We start from the raw sequence: 20,711 nt of genomic DNA on the forward strand, positions 1-20,711 counted from the left end.
GGGGCCTGGCCGTGGCCAGGCCGTCCTCCCCTTCCATGGCACCACCGAACGCGGGCCGCGGCAGGGGCCGGACGGTCCCCGGTCCCGGGCCGGCCGGCCCGGTGCGTCAGAGGTGGAACAGCCGCGTCTCGCCGGGCCGGACCGTCGCCGTGGCGCCGCGCACGCGGATGCGGACCGGCTCCTGCCGGTCGTGTTGGAGGCTCACCGTGACGGTGCGGCGGTCGACGGCGACCGTGAGGCCCCAGTGGCCCCGGTAGCGCAGGTCCAGCTCCAGCCGGCCGAGCGCGGAGGGCAGGTGCGGGTCCAGCCAGAGGGCGTCCTCGCGGACCTCCAGTCCGGTGTAGCAGCGTTGCAGCAAGTCCACCGCACCCGCCATGGCGCCCAGGTGGACGCCCTCGGCCGTGGTGCCGTGCTGGCTGTCCCGCAGGTCGGCCACCAGGGCGTCGCGGAAGTGGTGCCAGGACGCGCGCCGGTCGCAGCGGGTGAGCACCCAGGCGTGCACGACCGAGCTGAGCGTCGAGCCGTGGACGGTGCGTCGCAGGTAGTAGTCGGTGGTGCGGCGCAGCAGTTCGTGGCCGGCCGGGTGGCCGAGGCGGCGCAGCAGGTCGCGGACCTCGCGGGCGGAGAACAGGTACCAGAGCATCAGCGCGTCGGCCTGTTTGGAGGCCTTGTAGCGGTTGACGGTGTCCCCCTCGGCCTCCAGGATCCGGTCGAGCCGCCGTAGGTCCGGGTAGCGGCGCCGGTACCGCGGCCAGTCGAGTTCGGCGAGGCGTTCGTAGCCGGCGAACTGGCTGAGGACGCCCTCGTGGAAGGGGACGTGCAGGCGCCGGCCGACCTCCTGCCAGCGGTCGAGTTCCGCGGCGTCGAGCGCCAGGCGCTCGCGCAGCTCGTCGCGGCGGTAGCCGGGCAGGACGTCCAGGGCTTCCTGGGCGCGGGCCAGCACCCAGGAGGCCAGCACGTTGGTGTACGCGTTGTCGTCCAGGCCCGGCCTGGTCTCCCAGGGGTAGGCGTCGTGGTACTCGTCGGGGCCGAGCACCCCGCGGACGGACCAGCGGCCCAGGGCCGGGTCGTGGACGGCGGCGGAGGACCAGAACCGCGCGATCTCCAGCAGCGTCTCGGCGCCGGCGGTGGCGAGGAAGTCCCGGTCCCCGGTGGACTGGTAGTACTGCCAGATGTTGTAGGCGACGGCCGAGCCGACGTGCCGCTGGAGGTGGCTGTGGTCGGGCAGCCAGCGGCCGGACAGCGGGTTGAGGTGCAGTTGCTGGGACTCCTCGCGGCCGTCGCGGGCGCTCTGCCACGGGTAGACCGCGCCGCGCAGTCCGAGCGCCCGGGCCTCGCGGCGGGCGGCGTCCAGGCGCCGGTGGCGGTAGCGCAGCACGGCCCGGGCCAGCTCCGGGAACCGGAGGTTGAGCAGCCGGAGCACGAACAGCTCGTCCCAGAAGACGTGGCCCCGGTATGCCTCCCCGTGCAGCCCCCGGGCAGGGACGCCGACATCCAGGTCGACGGAGTGCTCCGAGTAGGTCTGGAGCAGGTGGAACAGGTTCAGGTGCAGCGGGCCGGCCCCGTCGAAGTCCGCCTCGATCCGGCATCGCCGCCACAACTCCGCCCAGCGCAGGGCGTGTTCGGCGAGCAGTCGGTCGAAGTCCGCGGCCTCGACGGCGAGCCGCCGGGACGCGAGCAGCGGGGTCTCGATCGCCGGGTCGCGGGAGGTGTGCACGGCGACCGTCTTGGTCACGGTGACGGGCCGGTCGGGCGAGGCCTCCAGGGCGAGGAGGTGGGCCACCCACCCCTGGCGGCACTCGGTCGTCGCGGTGTGCTCCCGGTCGGCCTCGGTCCGGGCGCAGAGGGCGATCCGCAGCGGTGACGTGGCCGCATCGGCTTCGAGCCGGAGCAGCCCGGACCCGTCCACGCCCTGCCCGGCCGGGACGAGGTGGCGCTCGGCCAGGCCCCGGTAGCGGGCGACCCCCGTGTTGGCGACGCGGCCGTCCAGCCCGGAACGGACCTCCAGCGGGCCCGACCAGTTCTCCGGGGTGAAGGTGCTCTCCAGCGCCAGCAGGTGCGGCCGGGCCTGGCTGGCCAGGCGGCGCTGCCGCAGCCGGGTCCGCCGGCCCCGAGCGTCGACCACCAGCGCGGTGCGGGTCAGCAGCCCCCGGCGCAGGTCGAGTTCCAGCGTCTGCTCGGCGGGCGGGCCGGAGAACCACGATCCGCCGGCCGGGCGGAAGGTCAGCGGCAGCCAGTTCGGGCAGTTGACCAGGTCCTCGTTGCCGACCACGCGACCGGTGACGATCGACTCCGCGCGGTCGTAGCAGCCGGCCAGGTACGTCCCCGGGTAGTGCACCCCGTCGGCGACCGCCTCCGGCGCGGCGCCCCGGCTGACCAGGTAGCCGTTGCCGACCGCGCACAGCACCTCCCGCAGGCCCTCCTCGGCCGGGTCGAAGCCCCGGTAGCGGAGGGTCCACGCGTCCGGCATGTCGGGATACCCCGCGGGCGGGTCTGCTGCCACGACCTGACCTCCGTGCCGTCGGGCCCGCCTTCCAGTCTGCGCACGGTGGCGCCGGGCCGCCTCACCGCCGCGTGCCGGCCGTCACCGTGCACGCCGGCAGCCCGCTCAACGAGGCTGCCCGGGCGATGCTCCGCCGTGCCCCGTCGACGTCGTCCCGAGCGGCCGGCGCGCTGCGCGGGCAGGGGCGCGCGCGGAGAATCGAGTGTGAAAGCCCCACGGACCCCCAGGGAGCAGACCATGGGCGACCCCCGGCCAGAGCAGCCCGTACGGGTGTTCCTGCTGGACGACCACGAGGTGGTACGCCGGGGTGTGCGCGACCTCCTGGAGGCCGAACCCGACATGGAGGTCGTCGGCGAGGCGGGCACCTGCGCCCAGGCACTGGCCCGGGTGCCCGCGCTGCGCCCGGACGTCGCCGTCCTCGACGTACGGCTCCCGGACGGCGACGGGGTGTCCGTCTGCCGGGACCTGCGCGACCGGATGCCCGGGCTGGCCTGCCTGATGCTGACCTCCTTCGACGACGACGACGCGCTGCTCGACGCGATCATGGCGGGTGCGGCCGGCTACGTCCTCAAGCAGGTCAAGGGCGCCGAACTGGTCGGCGCGGTGCGGACGGTGGCCTCCGGTCAGTCGATGCTCGACCCGGCCACCACCCGCAAGCTGATGGAGAGCCTGCGCCACCACGAGGAGAGCGGGCCCGAGGCCGCGCTCGCCGCGCTCACTCCGCGCGAGCGGGAGATCCTCGCCCTGGTGGGGGAGGGCAGGACGAACCGCCAGATCGGCCAGGAGCTCTTCCTCGCGGAGAAGACCGTGAAGAACCACGTCTCGCGCCTGCTCGCCAAGCTGGGTGTCGAACGACGCCTCCAGGCCGCCGTCATCGCCGCCCACGCCGAGCCCGAGCAGCACCACCAGCGCCCCCACTGAGTCCCGGCAGGGGCCGGGCGGGGGCCGGGCGGGCCCGGAGGAGGAGCCGAACGGCCCAAGCGGCACGCCGCGCCCCGGCCGCACGCTGGAGGTGGTCCACCTCCCGTCACGGCCCGAGGAGACGGCGATGATGTACTGGAACGACGGCGGCATGAACGGCTGGGGCGTCGGCCTGATGACCGTGAGCATGCTGCTCTTCTGGGCACTGGTGGCCCTCGGGGTGATCGCCCTGGTCCGGTACCTCGGCCGACCGGCCCCGCACGGCCCGTCCGCCCCGGTGCCGCCCCCGGCCGCGCCGCCGGCCCGGCCCACCCCGGAAGAGCTGCTCGCCGAGCGCCTCGCCCGCGGCGAGATCGACGCCGACGAGTACCGGGCCCGACTGTCCACCCTGCGCGGCGGCACGGGCGACCCACCCCGCTCCGGCTGACGACGCACCCTGGAGGCGGTCATGTCCACCCTCGCCCTCGACGCCGCCGCGCTGGAGAAGCTCGTCTCCGCGGCGGTCGCGGCGCCCTCGATCCACAACAGCCAGCCCTGGCGCTTCCGGCTCCAGCCGGACACCTCGACCGTGGAGGTCGGGGCCGACCGCAGCCGGGCCGTTCCGGCCGCCGACCCCCGGGGCCAGGCCCTGCACATCTCCGTCGGCGCGGCCGTGCTCAACCTGCGGGTCGCCGCCCGATACCTCGGCTGGGCGCCCGAAGTCCGTCTGCTGCCCGACCCGGCCGAGCCCGACCTGCTCGCCGCCGTACGACTCGACACCCCGGCCGCCGCACCGGCGCCCGGCACGGAGAAGCTCTACGAGGCGATCTGGCACCGGCACTCCATCCGCACGCCGTTCACCGACCTACCGGTCCCGAAAGCCGTGCTCGACGAGCTGACCGACGCGGCCCGCTCCGAGGACGCCGAACTCCACCTGCCCGACCACGCGGAGACCGCCCGGCTGCTCCACCTCACCGCCGAGGCCGAGCGCCGCAACACCACCGACGAGGCCCAGCGCACCGAGAGCCGCAGCTGGATCCGCACCGGCGACGTGCCGCCCTACGGCATCCCGGCCGATGCGCTCGGCCCCCAGGACGCGGCCGGCCGCCTGCCGATGCGCGACTTCTCCGCCATCCGCGCCACCGAGCACCGGGCGCCCGCCCGCTTCGAGCACGAGCCCCGCATCGCCGTCCTCACCACCCGTCGCGACAACCCCGAGGACTGGCTGCGCGCCGGCCTCGCGCTGGAGCACGTCCTGCTCGCCGCGACCGTCCACGGTGTCCGCGCCTCCCTGCTGCACCAGGCCGTGGAGTGGCCCTACCTGCGGTGGGAGGCCCGCGACCCGCACGACCGCCCCGGCCACGTCCAGATGCTGATCCGCCTCGGCTACGGCCCCGAGGGCGCCCCGACGCCCCGCCTCTCGCCCGGCGAGGTGCTGGAGCAGGGCTGACGCCTACCGCAGCGGCACCCGCCAGACCAGCTCGGTGCCGCCCTCGGGGCGGGCGCGGGCGGTGAAGGTGCCGCCCAGGGCGGCGGCGCGGTCGGCGAGGTTGGCCAGGCCGCCGCGCCTGCCGCCCTCGGGGAGACCGACCCCGTCGTCCGTGACGGTGAGCGTCAGCTCCGAGTCGGCGGTGACCGTCACCGTGACCGCGTCGGCCCCGGCATGGCGGGCGGCGTTGGACAGGGCCTCCTCCAGGACGGCGACCGCCGCGTCCGCGACCCCGGCGGGCACTGTGACGTCCAGCAGGCCGGCCATCCGCAGGGCCGGGGCGAAGCCGAGCGAGCGGGCGGCCCGGTCGACCACCTCGACGACGCGGGCGCGCAGGCCGCCCGCCGCCGGACCGCTCTCGCGCAGGCGCAGGCCGAAGATGGTGGCGCGGATGGTCCTGGCGGTCTCGTCGAGGTCGTCGATCGCCCGCAGGACGCGATCGGTCGCCTCGGGGTGCTCGATGAAGCGGGTGGCGCCCTGGAGGGTCATGCCGGTGGCGAAGAGCCGCTGGATGGCCAGGTCGTGCAGGTCGCGGGCGATCCGGTCGCGCTCCCGCAGCAGTGCCACCTGCTCGGAGTCCCGGCGGCGCTCGGCCAGCTCCATCGCCACCGCCGCCTGCCCGGCGAAACCCAGCAGAGGACCGGACTCGCCCTCCTCGAACAGCGGCGAACCCGCGGCCCGGGCCAGCAGCAGCACACCCCGGATGCCGCGTTCCGCGGTGCCGACGGGTACCGCGACCGCCGGTCCCAGCCCCTGCCAGCGCGGGGGGCCGGCCGTGATCCGGGGATCCTTCCGGACGTCGGGACTCACCACGAGCCCCCCGGTGCGGACGGCCGCTCCCATGAACGAGCCCTCGACCGGCAGCACCAGACCCCGGTGCTGCTGCGCGCCGAGTCCGATGGCGATCCGCACCTCCAGCTCGCCGGTCTCCGGCAGCGGGACGGCGACGGCGGCGAGGTCCGCGCCGGCGATCTCGGTCGCCCGGGCGAGCAGCAGGTCCAGCACTTCGCCTTCCGCGGCCCCCGACAGCAGACTGCTGGTCACCTCCGCACTGGCCTCCATCCAGCGCTGCCGCTGGCGGGCCCGGGCGTACAGCCGGGCGTTGTCGATGGCCACCCCGGCGGCGACGGCGAGGGTCGCGAGCACCGACTCGTCCTCGGCGTCGAAGTCGCCCCCGCCCCGCTTCTCGGTCAGGTAGAGGTTGCCGAACACCTTGTCCCGGATCCGGATCGGCACCCCCAGGAAGCTGCGCATCGGCGGGTGGTGGGCGGGGAAGCCGTAGGAGGCCGGGTGATCGGAGAGCCGGGTGAGTCGCAGCGGCACCGGGTGGCGGATCAGCTCGCCGAGGATCCCGTGCCCGGAGGGCAGCTCGCCGATCAGCTTGACCTGCTCGTCCGTGACCCCGACCGGGATGAACCGGGACAGCCGCTGGTCCTCGCCGATCACGCCGAGCGCGCCGTACTCGGCGTCCACCAGGGTGACCGCGGCCTCCACGATGTGCCGGAGTGCCTGGGGCAGCTCCAGGTCGCGTCCGACCGCCAGCACGGCCTCCAGCAGGCTGTGCACCCGGTCCCGGGTGCCGCGGGCGGCGTCCAGGCGGGACTGGAGCTCCTCCAGGAGTTCGTCCAGCCGCAGCTTCGGTACGGGGGCGCCCGTCTCCGATGCGCTGGTCTCCGAAGCGTCGCCCAAGGAATCCTCCGTGGTTCGCCCCCTGTGCCCCCTGACCAGCGTAGGCGCGCCCGCGCCGCCCCGGCTGGTGCAAGGGGGTCCATCGGCCCACCGGGAGCACCCCCGCGGCCCCTGGCGGCGGGAGCGGTCGGGGAGAACGGTGGAAGAGCGGGCGGAACCGCCCCGGCTCCGCCCTCCGAGAGGAGTGATCGCGGCATGAAGGCGCTCACCTACCACGGACCCGGCCGCCGCACGCCCCGGCGGCCGGGTCGCCAACGTCGGCGTGCACGGCAGACCGGCGGTGCTGCACCTGGAGGACCTCTGGATTCGGAACGTCACCCTCACCACCGGCCTGGTCGACACCGCCAGTACCCCGATGCTGCTCGACATGCTGGCCGTCGGGCGACTCGACACCGGCGGACTGGTCACCCACCGTTTCGGTCTCGACGAGATGCAGGAGGCCTACGACGTCTTCGCCGACGCGGCCGGCACCGGCGCCCTCAAGGTCGCGCTGTTCCGGACGTGACCGCCGTGTACGCAGGAGCCACCATCATGAGCGTCCAACCCGACTGCGACGACATCGCCCGCCGGATCCTCCAGCGGCGCGACCAGCTCGGCCTGAGCGAAGGGATGCTGGCCCACCGGGCCGCCATGTCGCCCGCCTACCTGCGGCAACTCCTCTGTTCGGGACCGGAGTTCGACCCGCCGGGGTTCGTCCGGATCACCGCTGTGCTCGGGATGACCTGGCCGGAGCTGCTGTCCGGACGCCGCCCGGACGCCCCGCCGGGGCAGACCGACACCAGCCGGCGCGGGCAGCTGCTGCGGCTCACCGAACCGCGGTGCTGGGAACTGCTCGGCACCCGCGGCATCGGCCGGGTCGGCCTGCCCGGCTCCTCGGCGCCCGTCGTGCTCCCGGTCAACTACGTGGTGGACGCCAGGACGATCGCCTACCGCACGGCCCCCCGGGGCGCCGCCGCCCCGGCGGACGGCTCCCCGGTCTCGTTCGAGGTGGACCGGATCGACGAGCACCGGAGTGTGGGCTGGAGCGTCCTGGTCCTCGGCCAGGTCCACCTGGTCGACACCGAGGACGAGGAACGGCACCTCGCGGCACTCCCCGGCTCCACCCCCTGGGCACGCGGCTCCCGGCCACTCTGGGTGCGCGTCCGTCCGGTGGCCGTCACCGGGCGTCGCATCGACGAGGGGTGACGGCCACCGCGGGGCGGTCCGCCGGAGCCCTAGGCGCGGCTCAGGACCCAGACGCCGTAGGCGTCGTTCGCGGGGTGCAACTCGTAGCTGCCCGCCCGCAGGTCGACGCGCAGCCCGACGGCGGCCAGGTCCGCCTCGAACTCCGCCGCCGGGTAGGCCCGGGCGTGCGGCGGCGCGTCCCGCAGGTGGAAGCCGACCAGGATCCGGCCGTTCTCGCCGAGCACGTCGCGCAGCGCGCCCAGCGCCCCGCGCTCGGTGCCGTCGGCCAGGTAGACGAGGACGTTGCCCACGCAGACGACCAGGTCGAACGGGCCGTCGCCGGGGCCCAGGTCGAGGATGTCGCGTTCCTCGATCGGCAGCCCGGGGTAGGTCTGCCGGGCCTGCCGGACGAGGGCCTCGTCGGGCTCGATCGCCACCACGTCGTGCCCTCGCCGCAGGAGCGCCGCGGCCACCCGGCCCATGCCCGCACCGGCGTCGAGCACCCGGGCTCCGCGCGGCAGGAGCGTGTCGGCGAGCCGGGCCTCGCCGTCGACGTCCTCGCCGGCGGAGATGAGGTCGGCGAACCGCCTTCCGTAGTTGCCGCTCTGTCCGGCCTCCCGCCAGCGGGTCCGCCGCGTCGTCATCGGTGCGAGTTCTCCGTGCGGCAGCGTGATCCTGTCCATGTCCCGCATCCTACGGCGGGGGCGCCGCCGGTCAGCGGGCGGTCGTGCCCTTGGGGCCGGGCGGCACCACGACCACGGGGACGTGGGCGTGGTGGACGATCTCGGTGCTGGTCGAGCCGAGCGCGAGCCGGCCCCAGAGGCCGGCGCCGCGGGTGCCCACCACCAGCAGGCTGGCGTCCTGGCTCTCCTCCAGCAGGACCTGGGCGGGGCGGCCGTGCTCGCAGCGCACCTCGACCTCCACGTACGGCTCGCCGACCTGCTGCCGGAGTTCCTCGACCGAGTCCGCCACCTCGCGTTCGACGGCGTCGTGCAGGTGCGGCGACGGTCCGCCGCCCGCGCCCCAGCCCGTCATGGCCCGGTCCGGTGGTTCGGCGTGGCGGCCACCGTAGGCACAGACGGCCCGCACGCCGACCCCGCGCAGCTGCGCCTCGTGAAGAGCGAAGGCCACAGCCCTACGGGCGGGCTCCGAACCGTCCGTGCCGACGACGATCGGACCGGTGGGACCTGTTGCGGGAGTGGTGTTCACGGGAACCTCCAGGACGGGCGGCCCGGCTGCGACCCGACCGCGGCCCGCCGGGTTCGGCGGGTTCGGGGGAGGAGTGCTGCGGGTCGGCCCACTGCCTTTCATGATCCTCCGGGAGAGGCGCGGCGGCACGTCCGTCCTCGTGCGACCTGCCCGGACGCCCCGCCGCGCCCGGCGGTCAGCTGTCGAAACCGAGGCCGAACCGGTCCAGGGTGCGCAGCCAGAGGTTGCGGTGGCCGGCGTTGGCGTCGGCGCGGGTGAGGGCCCACTGGGTGATGCCGATGCCGACCGAGCGGGCCGGCTCGGGCGGGAAGGGCAGGGGCTTGCGGCGGACCAGGTCCAGGGCGGTGCGCTCGGTGCGGGCGCCGGCCAGGAGGTCGAGCATCACCTCGGCGCCGAAGCGGGTCGCGCCGACGCCCAGGCCGGTGTATCCGGCGGCGTAGGCGACCCGGCCGTCGTGGGAGAGGTCGAAGAAGGCGCTGAACCGGGTGCAGGTGTCGATGGCGCCGCCCCAGGCGTGGCTGAACCGCAGGCCCTCCAGCTGGGGGAAGGTCCGGAAGAAGTGCCGGGCGAGGGTGGCGAAGGTCTCCGGCCGCTGGTCGCGCTCGGCCCGTATCCGGCTGCGGTACTGGTGGACCACGTCGTAGCCGCCGAACAGAATGCGGTTGTCGGCGGAGAGCCGCACGTAGTGGAAGTGGTTGGCGCTGTCGGAGAAGCCCTGGCGGCCCCGCCAGCCGACCGAGGCGAGCTGCTCCGCGCTCAGCGGCTCGGTCATCAGCGCGTAGTCGTAGACCGGCACGGTGTACGGGCGGTGGCGGCGCAGCAGCGAGGGGAAGGCGTTGGTGGCGAGCGCGACGCGGTGGGCGCCGACGCGGCCGTACGGGGTGCGGACGGTGATGCCGCTCGCGGAGGAGGCCAGGCCGGTCGCGCGGGTGTGCTCGAAGATCCGCACGCCCTGGTCGAGGCAGGCCCGCTTGAGGCCCCAGGCGAGCCGGGCGGGGTTGAGCATGGCGACGCCCTCGCGGTCCCAGAGGGCGCCGAGGAAGGTGGGGGAGTCGATCTCGGCGCGGACGGCCTCGCGGTCGAGGACGTCGAGCCGGCTGCCGTAGCGGGCGGCGAGTTCGGCGAACTCGCGCAGCTCGTCGACCTGGTGGGGCTCGGTGGCGACGACGAGGGAGCCGGTGCGCTCCCAGTCGCAGTCGATGCCGTGGCGCTCGATGCTGTCCTGCATGGCCTGGAGGTTGGCGGCGCCGAGCCGTTCCAGGGTGCCGAGCTGGTGGGGCCAGCGCTGGTGGCCGTTGGCGAGGCCGTGGGTGAGGCTGGCCTCGCAGAAGCCGCCGTTGCGGCCGGAGGCGGCCCAGCCGACCTCCTGGGCTTCGATGAGGACGACGTCGAGCGAGGGGTCGCGCTCCTTGGCGATGAGCGCGGTCCACAGCCCGCTGTAGCCGCCGCCGACCACGAGCAGGTCGCAGCGGACGTCGCTCACCAGGGCGGAGGCGGGCGCGGGCCGGGTGGGGTCGTCGAGCCAGAACGGTACGGGCTGGGCGTCCCGGAGGGCGTGGACGGGGTCGGCCATGGCGGTGGCTCCTTCGGTGCATGGCTTCGGTGCGGGGAGGGTCGGGGCCTCCGTGTGCCGCCATCAGACCGTCGTGCCGGGTTCAACGTCAATGGTGTTGACATAAGCCTCAGGGGGTCGGGAGCTCGATCCGGTCCAGGACCTCGGCGGCGATCGCCTCGGCGCCCGGCTGGTAGCGGTGCGCCAGGGTGTGGAACAGCCGCTCGGCCGTCTCGGCGGGCCAGTCGGCGGGCAGGTGCTCGGCCGGCAGGTGCGGATCGCTGCGGACCAGGTCCAACCAGTCGGTGTGCAGCAGCAGTTGGCGGGCGAGGTCGTCCGGGCCGTGGGTGGTGGAGGGGTCGCCGGTCTCGCTGCTGGCGGCGCCGCTCCAGCGGTCCAGGAACCCTCGGTACCCCCGGGCGATCGCCGGGACGTCGAAGGCGGTGAGCAGGTCGCCGGCGTCGGTGGGGGCGGCGGCCCGGCCGTGGAAGACCCGCAGGTGGCCCTCCAGTGCGAGCCCGTCGACGAGTGCGGCCACGTCGACCCGGCCGGGCGCCGTCCACAGGCCGCTCTGCAGCGGGGCGAATCCGCCCCAGGTCAGGCGGGAGCGCAGGTCGTGGCGCTCCCGGCGCCAGGCGTCGGGCAGGGAGAAGCCGACGATCGTCCAGCTGCCGTCCCACTTCCGGTTGACGGCTCCGGTGCGCCAGATCCGGTCCTGGCCGTCGGCGAGCACGGTCCTGGCGCGCTCGGTGAGTCCGAAGTACGTTTTCCGTCCCCTGCGGTGACGTTCCAGGAGCCCCCGGCCCACCATGCGGGTGAGGGTCGAGCGGACGGCCTCCTCGCTGACCCCGACCCGGGCGAAGGCGTCGATCACGCCTCCGGAGGACAGGGCGACGTCCCGGCCGAGCACGTGGATGCCGAAGAAGCTCAGCATCAGGGACTGCGGTCGCGGCGCGGCGGTGTCCTGGTCGGCGGGCACGGTCTTCCTCCTGGTGTGCGGGCGGGGCCCGGTGGCGCGGGCGGCCCCGGTCGTTCGCGGTGGTGCGGGCCGGCCGCGGTGGTGCGGGCGGGTCGGGGGTGGTGCGGGGCGGGTCGGGGCAACAGCGTAGCCAGGATCAATATTCGGCACTCTGTTGACCGTCGACAGAATTCTGCCTAGTTTCTTCAGCAGCCGCCGGTGGCGATGCCTGGTCGCGAACACGCGCCTCCGCCCCGGCCGGGCGAAAGGACTCCCCCCATGGATCGCATCGATCTCTCCGGCAAGGTGGCCGTCGTCACCGGCAGCGGACGCGGCCTCGGTCTCGCCTACGCCAGGACGCTGGCCGCCGCCGGCGCCTCGGTGGTCGTCAACGACGTGGACCCGCAGGCCGCCGCCGACGCCGTCGAGCTGATCGCCGACGACGGCGGCCGGGCCGCTTCGCTGGCCGTCCCGGTCGGCACCGCCGAGGCCGCCGAGGCACTGGTCGCCTGCGCGGTGGAGCACTTCGGGCGGCTGGACGCGATGGTCACCAACGCCGGGGTGCTGCGCGACAAGGTGCTCTGGAAGATGACCGACGAGGACTTCGACACCGTCGTCCGGGTGCACCTGCGCGGCACCTTCACCTGCGTCCGCGCCGCCGTCGAGCGGATGCGCGAGCAGGGCGAGGGCGGCCGGATCATCGTGGCCGGGTCCCCCGCCGGGCAGCGCGGCAACTTCGGTCAGACCAACTACGCCGCCGCCAAGGCCGGGATCGCCGCCATGGTGCGGACCTGGGCGATGGAGCTGGCCCGGGCCGGCATCACGGCCAACGCCGTCATCCCGGTCGCCGCGACCGCCATGACCAAGACCGTCCCCGTCTTCGCCCCGCACATCGAGGCGCTGGAGCAGCACGGCACCCCGTTCCCGGACGCGCTGCGCAAGGGGGAGGGCTTCGGCACCGCCGAGGACGTGGCCGGGCTGGTCGCCTTCCTCGCTTCCGAGTCCTCCGCCGGGATCACCGGTCAGTGCATCGGCCTCGGTGGCGACAAACTCGCCCTGTGGTCGCACCCGGAGGAGGTCGCGGTCGCCTACGCCGACGGCGGCTGGAGCGCGGAGGCGATCGCCGCCGCCTGGCCGGTCTCGGTCGGGCGCGTGCCGCAGACCTACGGCATCCCGGCGCCGCGGCTGTGAGCGCGCCGACGATGAACCCGGACGAACTCCTCGCGATCGACGTGCACACCCACGCCGAGGTCTCCGCCAAGGGCGGGGCCTCGCTCTCGGCCGAACTGGACGCCGCCGCCGGCGCGTACTTCAAGGCCGGGCACCGCCAGCCCACCCTGGCGCAGATCGCCGCCCACTACCGCGAGCGGAGGATGGCCTGCGTCGTCTTCACCGTCGACGCCGAGTCCGCCACCGGCACCCCGCCGGTCCCGAACGAGGAGATCGCCGAGGCGGCGCTGGAGCACCCCGACGTGATCATCCCCTTCGCCGGGGTGGACCCGTACAAGGGGAGGGCCGCGGTGCGCCAGATCCGCCGCCTGGTCGGGGAGTTCGGCGTCAAGGGCTTCAAGTTCCACCCGAACATCCAGGCCTTCCACCCCAACGACCGGCTCGCCTACCCGCTGTACGAGGCGATCGAGGAGGCCGGCGCGATCGCCGTCTTCCACACCGGGCAGACCGGGATCGGCGCGGGTGCCCCCGGGGGCGGCGGCATCCGGCTGAAGTACTCCAACCCGATGGACGTGGACGACGTCGCCGCCGACTTCCCCGGGATGCGGATCGTTCTCGCCCACCCCTCCTTCCCCTGGCAGGACGAGGCTCTGGCGGTGGCCACCCACAAGCCGCAGGTGTACATCGACCTCTCCGGCTGGTCGCCCAGGTACTTCCCGCCGCAGCTCGTCCGGTACGCCAACAGCCTGCTCCAGGACAAGGTGCTGTTCGGCTCGGACTACCCGCTGATCTCCCCGGACCGCTGGCTCGCCGACTTCGCCGGGCTGCCGATCAAGGACGAGGTCCGCCCGAAGATCCTCAAGGAGAACGCGGCCCGGCTGCTCGGCCTGTCGCCGGCCGACGACGGGAGGTGAGGCGAGCCCATGCGCACACCCGTACGGAACCAGGGCATCGGCTCCTGGCCCGCCCGCCGGGCCCGCCGCACCCCCCGGCGCACCGCGCTGGTCCACGAGGGGACGGCCGTGGACTACGCCCGGCTGTCCGAGCGCTGCACCCGGCTGGCGCACGCGCTGCGCCGGGCGGGTGTCCGGCGCGGAGACCGGGTGGCGTTCCTCGGCCCGAACCACCCCGCCTACCTGGAGACCCTGTTCGCGGCCGGCCTGCTGGGCGCCGTGTTCGTCCCGCTCAACACCCGCCTCGCCGTGCCCGAACTCCGCTACCAGCTGGCCGACTCGGGCAGTTCGCTGCTGCTGACGGCCGGCCCGGACGGCGGCGCCGCACGGCTGCCGGCCCACGTCGTGGAGTGCTGGCGGGCGGAAGGGGAGGCGTACGAGGAACTGCTGGCCGCCGCGCCCTGCGAGCCGATCGACGAGGAGGTCGGCCCGGACGACCCCTGCCTGATCATGTACACCTCGGGCACCACCGGGCGGGCCAAGGGCGCCGTCCTCACCCACGGCAACGTCCTGTGGAACAGCCTCAACGTGCTGGTGGACACCGACCTCACCAGCGAGGAGGTGGCCCTGGTCAGCGCACCGCTGTTCCACACCGGCGCGCTGAACATGAGCTGTCTTCCGGTTCTGCTCAAGGGCGGCACGGTCGTCCTGGAGTCCTCCTTCGACGCCGCCCGGACCCTGGAGCTGATCCGACACCACCGCGTCACCTGCATGTTCGGCGTTCCGACCATGTACGACGCGGTGGCCGCGGCTCCGGGCTGGGCCCGGGCCGACCTGTCCAGCCTGCGGAACCTGCTGTGCGGCGGCGCGCCGGTGCCCGCCCGCACGGCACGCGCCTACCTCGACCGGGGCCTCGCCTTCGTGCAGGGCTACGGCATGACGGAGGCCTCGCCCGGTGTGCTGATCCTCCACCGCGCCGATGCCCACGACCGCGCCGGTTCGGCAGGGGTGCCGCACTTCTTCACCGACGTCCGGGTGGTGGACCCGCTGGGCGAGGAGGCCGGCCCGGGCGCGGAGGGCGAGGTGCTGGTCGCCGGGCCCAATGTCACCCCCGGGTACTGGAACCTGCCCGAGGCCACCGCGGAGGCCTTCCGGGAGGGCGGCTGGTTCCGCTCCGGCGACATCGCGGTGGCCGACGAGCAGGGGTACGTCCGCCTGGTCGACCGCGTCAAGGACATGATCATCTCGGGCGGGGAGAACATCTACCCGGCCGAGGTCGAGGACGCCCTGCTGGAGCACCCGGCCGTCGCCGAGTGCGCCGTCATCGGGGTCGCCCACCCGGTCTGGGGCGAGGTGGGTCGGGCGGTGGTGGTCCTGCGCGAGGGCGCCGCCGCCGAGCCCGCCGACCTGCTCGCCCACCTGGACGGGCGGCTGGCCCGCTACAAGATCCCCAAGTCCGTCGTCCTCGTGCCCGACCTTCCGCGCAACGCGACCGGAAAGCTGCTCAAGGGCCCGATCCGGGCGCGGTTCTCCGACTGATCCTCGTTCCCCCACCTCCGACAAGGAGCACCACCATGTCCACCACCGTCAACGGCCTCGACGAGATCAGGGCCCAGGCCGGAGCCGACCTCGGCCACACCGCCTGGCGGGAGATCGCCCAGCCCCGCGTCGACCTCTTCGCCGACGCCACCGACGACCACCAGTGGATCCACACCGACGTCGAGCGCGCCAAGGCGGGCCCGTACGGCGGCACCATCGCGCACGGCTACCTCACCCTCTCGCTGCTCATCCCGCTCTGGAGCGAACTGCTGGTGGTGGAGGGCGTGTCGATGGCCGTCAACTACGGCCTCAACAAGGTCCGTTTCCCCGCCCCGGTGCCGGTCGGGGCCAAGATCCGCGCCCATGGCGCGATCCTCTCGGTCGAGGACGTCAGGGGCGGCGGCGTGGAGGTCGTGGTCGACCTCACGGTGGAGCTCGACGGCTCCGCCAAGCCCGCCTGCGTCGCCCAGGCGGTCTACCGCTTCTACGCCTGAGCCCCGGAACCCCGAAGGGGGCGGCCGCTTCCCGAAGCGGCCGCCCCCTTCGGGGTGTGCGGGTCAGACCACCGGCAGCCCGACGTAGTTCTCCGCCAGCGTGGCGGAGCCGGCCGGGGAGGAAGCCAGGTAGCGCAGGTGGGAGAGTCGCAGCCGGCGGTCGAACTCGCCCTCGCCCGGCGCCGGGTGGAGCAGGGTGGTCATGGTGTACGAGAAGTGCTCGGCCCGCCAGACCCGGCGCAGCGCCGTCTCCGAGTAGGCGTCCAGCAGCGACTCGTCCCGGTCGGCGGCCCAACGGCCGATCGCCCGGGCGAGCAGCGTGACGTCGGCGACCGCCAGGTTGAGGCCCTTGGCACCGGTGGGCGGCACGATGTGGGCGGCGTCCCCGGCCAGGAACAGCCGTCCGTGGCGCATGGGTTCGGCGACGAAGCTGCGCATCGGGGTGATGGACTTCTCGGTGATCGGCCCGCGGGCGAGGCGCCAGTCGGCGTCCACCGCGAAGCGGGTGTCCAGCTCGTCCCAGATCCGCTCGTCGGGCCAGTTCTCCACCGTGTCGTCCGGGTCGACCTGGAGGTAGAGCCGGCTGACCTGCGGGGAGCGCATGCTGTGCAGGGCGAAGCCGCGCTCGTGGTGGGCGTAGATCAGCTCCTCGCAGGAGGGCGGGACGTCGGCCAGGACGCCCAGCCAGGAGAACGGGTAGGTCCGCTCGCTGACGGTCAGCACGCCCTCGGGTACCGCCCGGCGGCCGATGCCGTGGAAGCCGTCGCAGGCGACCACCAGGTCGCAGTCCAGGGTGTGCTCGGCGCCGTCGTGCCGGTAGCGGATGCTCGGGGCGGCGGTGTCGACGCCGTCCACCGACAGCGCCTCGGCCTCGAACAGCACGGTGCCGCCGGCCGCCTCGCGCAGCGCGATGAGGTCCTTGACCACCTCCGTCTGGGCGTAGACCGTCACGGACCGGCCGTCCGTCAGCGAGGGGAAGTCGATCCGGTGCGAGCGGCGGTCGAAGCGCAGCTCGACGCCGTGGTGCGGCAGGCCCTGGCGGTCCATCCGCTCACCGGCGCCGGAGGCGCGCAGCACGTCGACGGTGGCCTGTTCGAGGATGCCGGCGCGCTGGCGGCGCTCGACGTAGCCGCGGTCGCGCAGTTCCAGGACGACGGTGTCGACGCCCTGGGTGTGGAGCAGGTGGGAGAGCAGGAGTCCGGCCGGGCCGGCGCCGATGATGCCGACGCTGGTGCGCATGGGGGTGCCTTCCGGTGGTCAGGGGCGAGTGGTGGGTTCTCAGCGGTGAGCGGACGGTGGCTCGGCGTCCGGGCCGGGTCCGGCCGGGTCCGCGAGGACGCGCTGGGCGGTGGCGAAGGCCGCGTTGGCGGCCGGTACCCCGCAGTAGACGGCGGTCTGCAGCAGCACCTCGCCGATCTCCTCGGGGGTGAGGCCGTTGCGGACGGCGGCGCGCACGTGCAGCGCCAGCTCCTCCAGGTGGCCGCGGGCGGTGAGGGCGGTGAGGGTGACGCAGCTGCGGGTGCGCCGGTCGAGGCCGGGGCGGGTCCAGATCTCGCCCCAGGCGTAGCGGGTGATGAAGTCCTGGAACCCGGCGGTGAAGTCGGTGGTCCGGGCGACGGCCCGGTCCACGTGGTCGTCGCCCAGCACCTGGCGGCGTACGGCGGTGCCCGCGCGGTGGCGGGAGCGGTCGTCGTCGGCGGCGCTGAAGTGGCCCAGCAGGGCGGTGAGGACGGCCTGCGGCTGTTCGACGGGGGCGAGGTGGGCGGCGTCGGGGAGCTCCAGCAGGCCGGCGTCGGGGATGCCGTCGGCGAGTTCCCTGGCGTGCGCCGGCGGTGTGGCCGGGTCCCGGCGGCCGGCGACCACCAGGGTCGGCGCGCTGATCCGGGGCAGCTCGGCCCGCAGGTCGTACCCGGCGAGGGCGTCGCAGCAGGCGGCGTAGCCGTCGCGGGAGGTGCGGCGCAGGTCCGCCACCAGTGCGGCGGCGGCCGGGGAATCGGCGAGGGCGGGGGTGAACCACCGGGCCGGTGCGGTCGCGGCGAGGGCCTCGGTGCCCTCGGCCCGGACGAGTGCGGCGCGTTCGCGCCAGCCGGCGGCCGGACCGAAGCGGGCCGACGAGCAGACCAGGGCGAGCGCGGTGACCCGGTCGGGGTGGTGCGCGGCCAGATGGGCGCCGACCGCTCCGCCGAGCGAGACGCCCGCGTAGCCGAAGCGCCGGATGCCGAGCCGGTCGGCGAGGTCGAGGACGAGGCCGGCGAGGTCCGCGACGGTGGCGGTGCCGTCGGCGGGCAGCACGTCCGCCGGGGTGCCGCCGTGGCCGGGAAGGTCGAAGCGGACCACCCGGTGGTGGCGGGCGAGGGCGGGCACCTGGGCGTCCCAGACGGCGAGGGAGGTACCGAGCGAGGGGCCGAGGAACAGCACCGGTGCGCCCGTGGGCCCCTCGGTGCGGTGGTGCAGACGTACGGTCACGAGGGGTTCTCCTGGACGGGGGGAGCGGGCCGGCGCAGCAGGGCCCGGTCGACGAGCGATCCGGCGGCGCCGAGGTACCGGGCGGGGTCGGTGAGGTCGTGCAGGCGCCGCGCGTCGATCAGCCCGTGCAGGGCGGGTTCGTTCGCGAGCACCTCGGCGAGGCCGGACTCCTTCTCGGAGGCCCGGCCGGCGGCGCGTTCCACCAGCCGCCGGGCCGGGCCCCGGCCGATCAGCGCGGCGAGTTCGCCGACCACCCGCTCGCTGGCCACCAGCCCGCGGGTGAGGCGCAGGTTGTCGGTCATCCGGTCGGGGAAGACCCGCAGGCCCTCGCCGAGCCGGACGGCGTGGGCGGCGGCCGCGCCGGCCAGCCGGAGCAGTTCGCGCAGCGGCTGCCACTCGGCGTGCCAGGCGCCGGCCGGGCGCTCGTCCTCGGCGGCGAGCGCGCCGAGCAGGACGGCGGCCAGCGACGGGGCCTGCCGGGCGGAGGCGGCGATCAGGGTGGCCGCCACCGGGTTGGCCTTGTGCGGCATCGCGGAGGAGCCGCCGCCCCGGCCCTCGGCGAGTTCGCCGATCTCGGTGCGGCTCAGCACCAGCACATCGGCGGCGAGCTTGCCGAGCGCGGCGGTGGTGAAGGCCAGCGCGGTGGCCAGGTCGGCGATCGGGGTGCGCAGCGCGTGCCAGGGCAACTCGGGTTCGGCCAGGCGCAGTTCGTCGGCGTAGGCGGCGATCTGGGCGGGTCCGTCCGCAGGCCCGAAGGCCGCCAGGGTGCCGGCCGCGCCGCCGAGCTGGGCGGGCGGCCGGAGGGCGGCGAGCCGGTCCGCGGCGTCGAGCACGAGGCTGCGCCAGCCGGCCGCCTTGAGCCCGAAGGTGGTCGGGACGGCCTGCTGGGTCAGGGTGCGTCCGGCCATCGGGGTCAGCCGGTGCTCGGCGGCGAGGCGGCCGAGCAGGTCGGCGCTCCGGTGCAGGTCGGCGGTGATCAAAGGCAGGCAGCGGGCGGCGACGAGCATGGTGGCGGTGTCCAGGACGTCCTGGCTGGTCGCCCCCCGGTGGACGTACGGGGCCGCCTCGGCGGGGACGGCCGCGGTGAGGTCGGCGACCAGGGGGATCACCGGGTTGCCGGCGGCCCGGGCCCGCAGGGCCAGGCCGCGCAGGTCGAAGCGCTCGGCGCGGGCGGCGGCGGTCACGGCCGCGGCGGCCGCCGCCGGGGCCCGGCCGAGGCGGGCCTGGGCCCGGGTCAGGGCGGCCTCGGCGTCGAGCAGCGCCTGGAGGAAGGCCCGGTCGCCGGTGGCGGCCTCGACCGCCGTGCCGGCGCGGGCGGGGGAGAGCAGACCGAGGTCCGCGCCGTCGGGTTCGTCAGCCGAAGTCAAGGAAGACCGTCTCCTCGGGGCCCTGCAGTCGTACGTCGAAGCGGTGGACGCGCGGGGCGGTTTCGTGGGCGAGCAGGGTGGCGCGTCGCTCCGGGGCGAGCGAGGCCAGCAGCGGGTCGGCCTCGGCCGAGGGCCCGGGCAGGTAGATCCGGGTGTAGAGGTGGTGCAGCAGACCGCGGGCGAAGACGCACAGCGACAGGTAGGGCACCCCGCCGGGCGGCAGGGTGCGTACGGCCCAGCGGCCGTCGGCGTCGGTGGCGACCCGGGCGAAGCCGGTGAAGGCCACCCCGTCGCGCCCGGCGAAGCCGCCGGTGGTCGGGTCGCGGCGCAGCGAGCCGGGGGCGCCGGCGCGGCCGCCGTCCGGCGCCGGCTGCCAGAGCTCCAGCAGTGCGTCGGGGACGGGCTCGCCCGCGCCGTCGTACACGGTGCCGTGCACGGTGAGGGCCTCGGGGTGCCCGGCGGGCGCGGGCTCGGGGCCGCCGGGGAAGGGCAGTGCGTAGCCGTAGAACGGGCCGACGGTCTGCGAGGGGGTGGGTGGGAGCATCAGCGGCCTTCCTCGATCGGGGTGGCGCCCGGCCCGTCCAGGACGATGTCCCAGCGGTAGCCGAGCGACCACTCGGGCACGGACAGCTCGTGGTCGTACGCGGCGACCAGCCGGGCGCGGGCGGCGGCGTCGGTGACGGACTGCAGGATCGGGTCGTACGGCAGCAGCGGGTCGCCGGGGAAGTAGAGCTGGGTGACCAGGCGCTGGGTGAACGCGGTGCCGAACAGCGAGAAGTGGATGTGCGCGGGGCGCCAGGCGTTGGTGTGGTTGCCCCACGGGTAGGCGCCGGGTTTGACGGTGGTGAAGCGGTAGTTCCCGCGGTCGTCGGTGAGGCAGCGGCCGACGCCGGTGAAGTGGGGGTCGAGCGGGGCCGGGTGCCGGTCGCGCTGGTGGGCGTAGCGGCCGGCCGCGTTGGCCTGCCAGATCTCCACCAGCTGTCCGGTGACGGGCCGTCCGGCGCGGTCGAGCACCCGGCCGGTGACGGTGATCCGCTCGCCGAGCGGCTCGCCCGTGTGCTGCCGGGTCAGGTCGTGGTCGAGGTCGGTCACGTCGGTGCGGCCGAAGGCCGGGCCGGAGAGTTCGACCGCTTCCGGGTCCCGGACCGGGACGAGCGGCTGGCGGGGGTGGCGCAGCGCGCTGCTGCGGTAGGGCGGGTAGTCGCGCCGGGGGTGGTGCGGGGCTGCGGCCGTCGCGGCTTCGACGTGGGCCGCGATCTCCCGGGAGACGTCCTGCTGGGTGGGCGACACGGGTGGCTCCTTTCGTGGGCCGGTCATC

General features: G+C 75.0%; 19 protein-coding genes and 1 pseudogene. 9 read left to right on the top strand and 11 right to left on the bottom strand.

The genetic code is table 11. The features are described from left to right. Positions 1–106 precede the first annotated feature (106 nt). The gene (locus tag ACFWP2_RS14800; protein WP_380450937.1) at positions 107–2,503 is read right to left on the bottom strand and encodes a glycoside hydrolase family 65 protein; all 2,397 of its coding nucleotides are present in this window, start codon (positions 2,501–2,503) and stop codon (positions 107–109) included. 237 nt (positions 2,504–2,740) lie between these two features. Between ACFWP2_RS14800 and ACFWP2_RS14805 the strand changes: the two genes are divergently transcribed. The 3 genes from ACFWP2_RS14805 to ACFWP2_RS14815 all read left to right on the top strand — a co-directional run bounded on the left by ACFWP2_RS14805 (position 2,741) and on the right by ACFWP2_RS14815 (position 4,853). Further along, positions 2,741–3,424 (top strand): response regulator, encoded by a 684-nt coding sequence (locus ACFWP2_RS14805; RefSeq protein WP_380450939.1) that lies wholly within the window; start codon positions 2,741–2,743, stop codon positions 3,422–3,424. A gap of 127 nt (positions 3,425–3,551) precedes the next feature. Then, complete coding sequence (locus ACFWP2_RS14810) at positions 3,552–3,851, top strand: SHOCT domain-containing protein (RefSeq protein WP_380450941.1); 300 nt, start codon at positions 3,552–3,554, stop codon at positions 3,849–3,851. Positions 3,852–3,872: 21 nt separating this feature from the next. Beyond that, positions 3,873–4,853 carry an Acg family FMN-binding oxidoreductase gene (locus ACFWP2_RS14815; protein WP_380450943.1) on the top strand — a complete coding sequence of 327 codons (981 nt, stop codon included), beginning with the start codon at positions 3,873–3,875 and terminating at the stop codon, positions 4,851–4,853. A gap of 3 nt (positions 4,854–4,856) precedes the next feature. Here the strand turns inward: ACFWP2_RS14815 and ACFWP2_RS14820 are convergent, their stop codons facing one another. Continuing rightward, positions 4,857–6,581 (bottom strand): GAF domain-containing protein, encoded by a 1,725-nt coding sequence (locus tag ACFWP2_RS14820; RefSeq protein WP_380450945.1) that lies wholly within the window; start codon positions 6,579–6,581, stop codon positions 4,857–4,859. 232 nt (positions 6,582–6,813) lie between these two features. On the opposite strand from ACFWP2_RS14820, the pseudogene ACFWP2_RS14825 reads away from it, so the two are divergent. Together ACFWP2_RS14825 and ACFWP2_RS14830 are read left to right on the top strand one after the other, a co-directional pair. Beyond that, positions 6,814–7,086 (top strand): annotated as a pseudogene (locus ACFWP2_RS14825) (alcohol dehydrogenase); the annotation flags it as partial. Positions 7,087–7,112: 26 nt separating this feature from the next. Then, positions 7,113–7,766, top strand: coding sequence for a pyridoxamine 5'-phosphate oxidase family protein (locus ACFWP2_RS14830; RefSeq protein WP_380450947.1), 654 nt, complete (start codon positions 7,113–7,115; stop codon positions 7,764–7,766). 29 nt (positions 7,767–7,795) lie between these two features. Here the strand turns inward: ACFWP2_RS14830 and ACFWP2_RS14835 are convergent, their stop codons facing one another. The 4 genes from ACFWP2_RS14835 to ACFWP2_RS14850 all read right to left on the bottom strand — a co-directional run bounded on the left by ACFWP2_RS14835 (position 7,796) and on the right by ACFWP2_RS14850 (position 11,440). Next, complete coding sequence (locus ACFWP2_RS14835) at positions 7,796–8,428, bottom strand: class I SAM-dependent methyltransferase (RefSeq protein WP_380450949.1); 633 nt, start codon at positions 8,426–8,428, stop codon at positions 7,796–7,798. 31 nt (positions 8,429–8,459) lie between these two features. Then, positions 8,460–9,056, bottom strand: a complete 597-nt coding sequence (locus ACFWP2_RS14840; protein WP_380450951.1) for a universal stress protein — start codon at positions 9,054–9,056, stop codon at positions 8,460–8,462. Positions 9,057–9,129: 73 nt separating this feature from the next. After that, on the bottom strand, positions 9,130–10,527 hold the full coding sequence (locus ACFWP2_RS14845; RefSeq protein WP_380450953.1) for an NAD(P)/FAD-dependent oxidoreductase: 1,398 nt from the start codon (positions 10,525–10,527) through the stop codon (positions 9,130–9,132). A 109-nt stretch (positions 10,528–10,636) separates the two neighbouring features. Beyond that, positions 10,637–11,440 carry a PaaX family transcriptional regulator C-terminal domain-containing protein gene (locus tag ACFWP2_RS14850; RefSeq protein WP_380451174.1) on the bottom strand — a complete coding sequence of 268 codons (804 nt, stop codon included), beginning with the start codon at positions 11,438–11,440 and terminating at the stop codon, positions 10,637–10,639. Positions 11,441–11,743: 303 nt separating this feature from the next. Here ACFWP2_RS14850 and ACFWP2_RS14855 point away from each other — a divergent pair, with 303 nt between their 5' ends. The 4 genes from ACFWP2_RS14855 to ACFWP2_RS14870 are packed head-to-tail and all read left to right on the top strand — an operon-like array spanning position 11,744 to position 15,560. Beyond that, complete coding sequence (locus tag ACFWP2_RS14855) at positions 11,744–12,655, top strand: SDR family NAD(P)-dependent oxidoreductase (RefSeq protein ID WP_380450955.1); 912 nt, start codon at positions 11,744–11,746, stop codon at positions 12,653–12,655. An 11-nt stretch (positions 12,656–12,666) separates the two neighbouring features. Continuing rightward, positions 12,667–13,548, top strand: coding sequence for an amidohydrolase family protein (locus tag ACFWP2_RS14860; protein ID WP_380451176.1), 882 nt, complete (start codon positions 12,667–12,669; stop codon positions 13,546–13,548). Between the two features lie 9 nt (positions 13,549–13,557). Continuing rightward, positions 13,558–15,066 (top strand): long-chain fatty acid--CoA ligase, encoded by a 1,509-nt coding sequence (locus ACFWP2_RS14865; RefSeq protein WP_380450957.1) that lies wholly within the window; start codon positions 13,558–13,560, stop codon positions 15,064–15,066. Between the two features lie 35 nt (positions 15,067–15,101). Beyond that, on the top strand, positions 15,102–15,560 hold the full coding sequence (locus ACFWP2_RS14870) for a MaoC family dehydratase (RefSeq protein ID WP_380450959.1): 459 nt from the start codon (positions 15,102–15,104) through the stop codon (positions 15,558–15,560). 63 nt (positions 15,561–15,623) lie between these two features. Here the strand turns inward: ACFWP2_RS14870 and ACFWP2_RS14875 are convergent, their stop codons facing one another. From ACFWP2_RS14875 to pcaH, 5 genes are read right to left on the bottom strand one after another with little or no spacing between them, the layout of a single operon-like run. Beyond that, positions 15,624–16,799, bottom strand: coding sequence for a 4-hydroxybenzoate 3-monooxygenase (locus tag ACFWP2_RS14875; protein ID WP_380450961.1), 1,176 nt, complete (start codon positions 16,797–16,799; stop codon positions 15,624–15,626). Between the two features lie 39 nt (positions 16,800–16,838). After that, the gene (pcaD, locus tag ACFWP2_RS14880; RefSeq protein ID WP_380450963.1) at positions 16,839–18,026 is read right to left on the bottom strand and encodes a 3-oxoadipate enol-lactonase; all 1,188 of its coding nucleotides are present in this window, start codon (positions 18,024–18,026) and stop codon (positions 16,839–16,841) included. Then, the gene (gene pcaB, locus ACFWP2_RS14885; protein ID WP_380450965.1) at positions 18,023–19,393 is read right to left on the bottom strand and encodes a 3-carboxy-cis,cis-muconate cycloisomerase; all 1,371 of its coding nucleotides are present in this window, start codon (positions 19,391–19,393) and stop codon (positions 18,023–18,025) included. The genes pcaD and pcaB overlap by 4 nt, the downstream gene beginning before the upstream one ends. Beyond that, a complete protein-coding gene (gene pcaG / locus ACFWP2_RS14890) occupies positions 19,380–19,937 on the bottom strand; it encodes a protocatechuate 3,4-dioxygenase subunit alpha (protein ID WP_380450967.1) in 558 nt (185 codons plus the stop codon). The genes pcaB and pcaG overlap by 14 nt, the downstream gene beginning before the upstream one ends. Further along, positions 19,937–20,710 (bottom strand): protocatechuate 3,4-dioxygenase subunit beta, encoded by a 774-nt coding sequence (gene pcaH / locus ACFWP2_RS14895; protein ID WP_380450969.1) that lies wholly within the window; start codon positions 20,708–20,710, stop codon positions 19,937–19,939. The genes pcaG and pcaH overlap by 1 nt, the downstream gene beginning before the upstream one ends. Position 20,711 lies beyond the last annotated feature (1 nt).

It is taken from the genome of Kitasatospora sp. NPDC058444 (assembly GCF_042721415.1).
In the GTDB taxonomy this organism is placed as follows: Bacteria; Actinomycetota; Actinomycetes; order Streptomycetales; family Streptomycetaceae; genus Kitasatospora.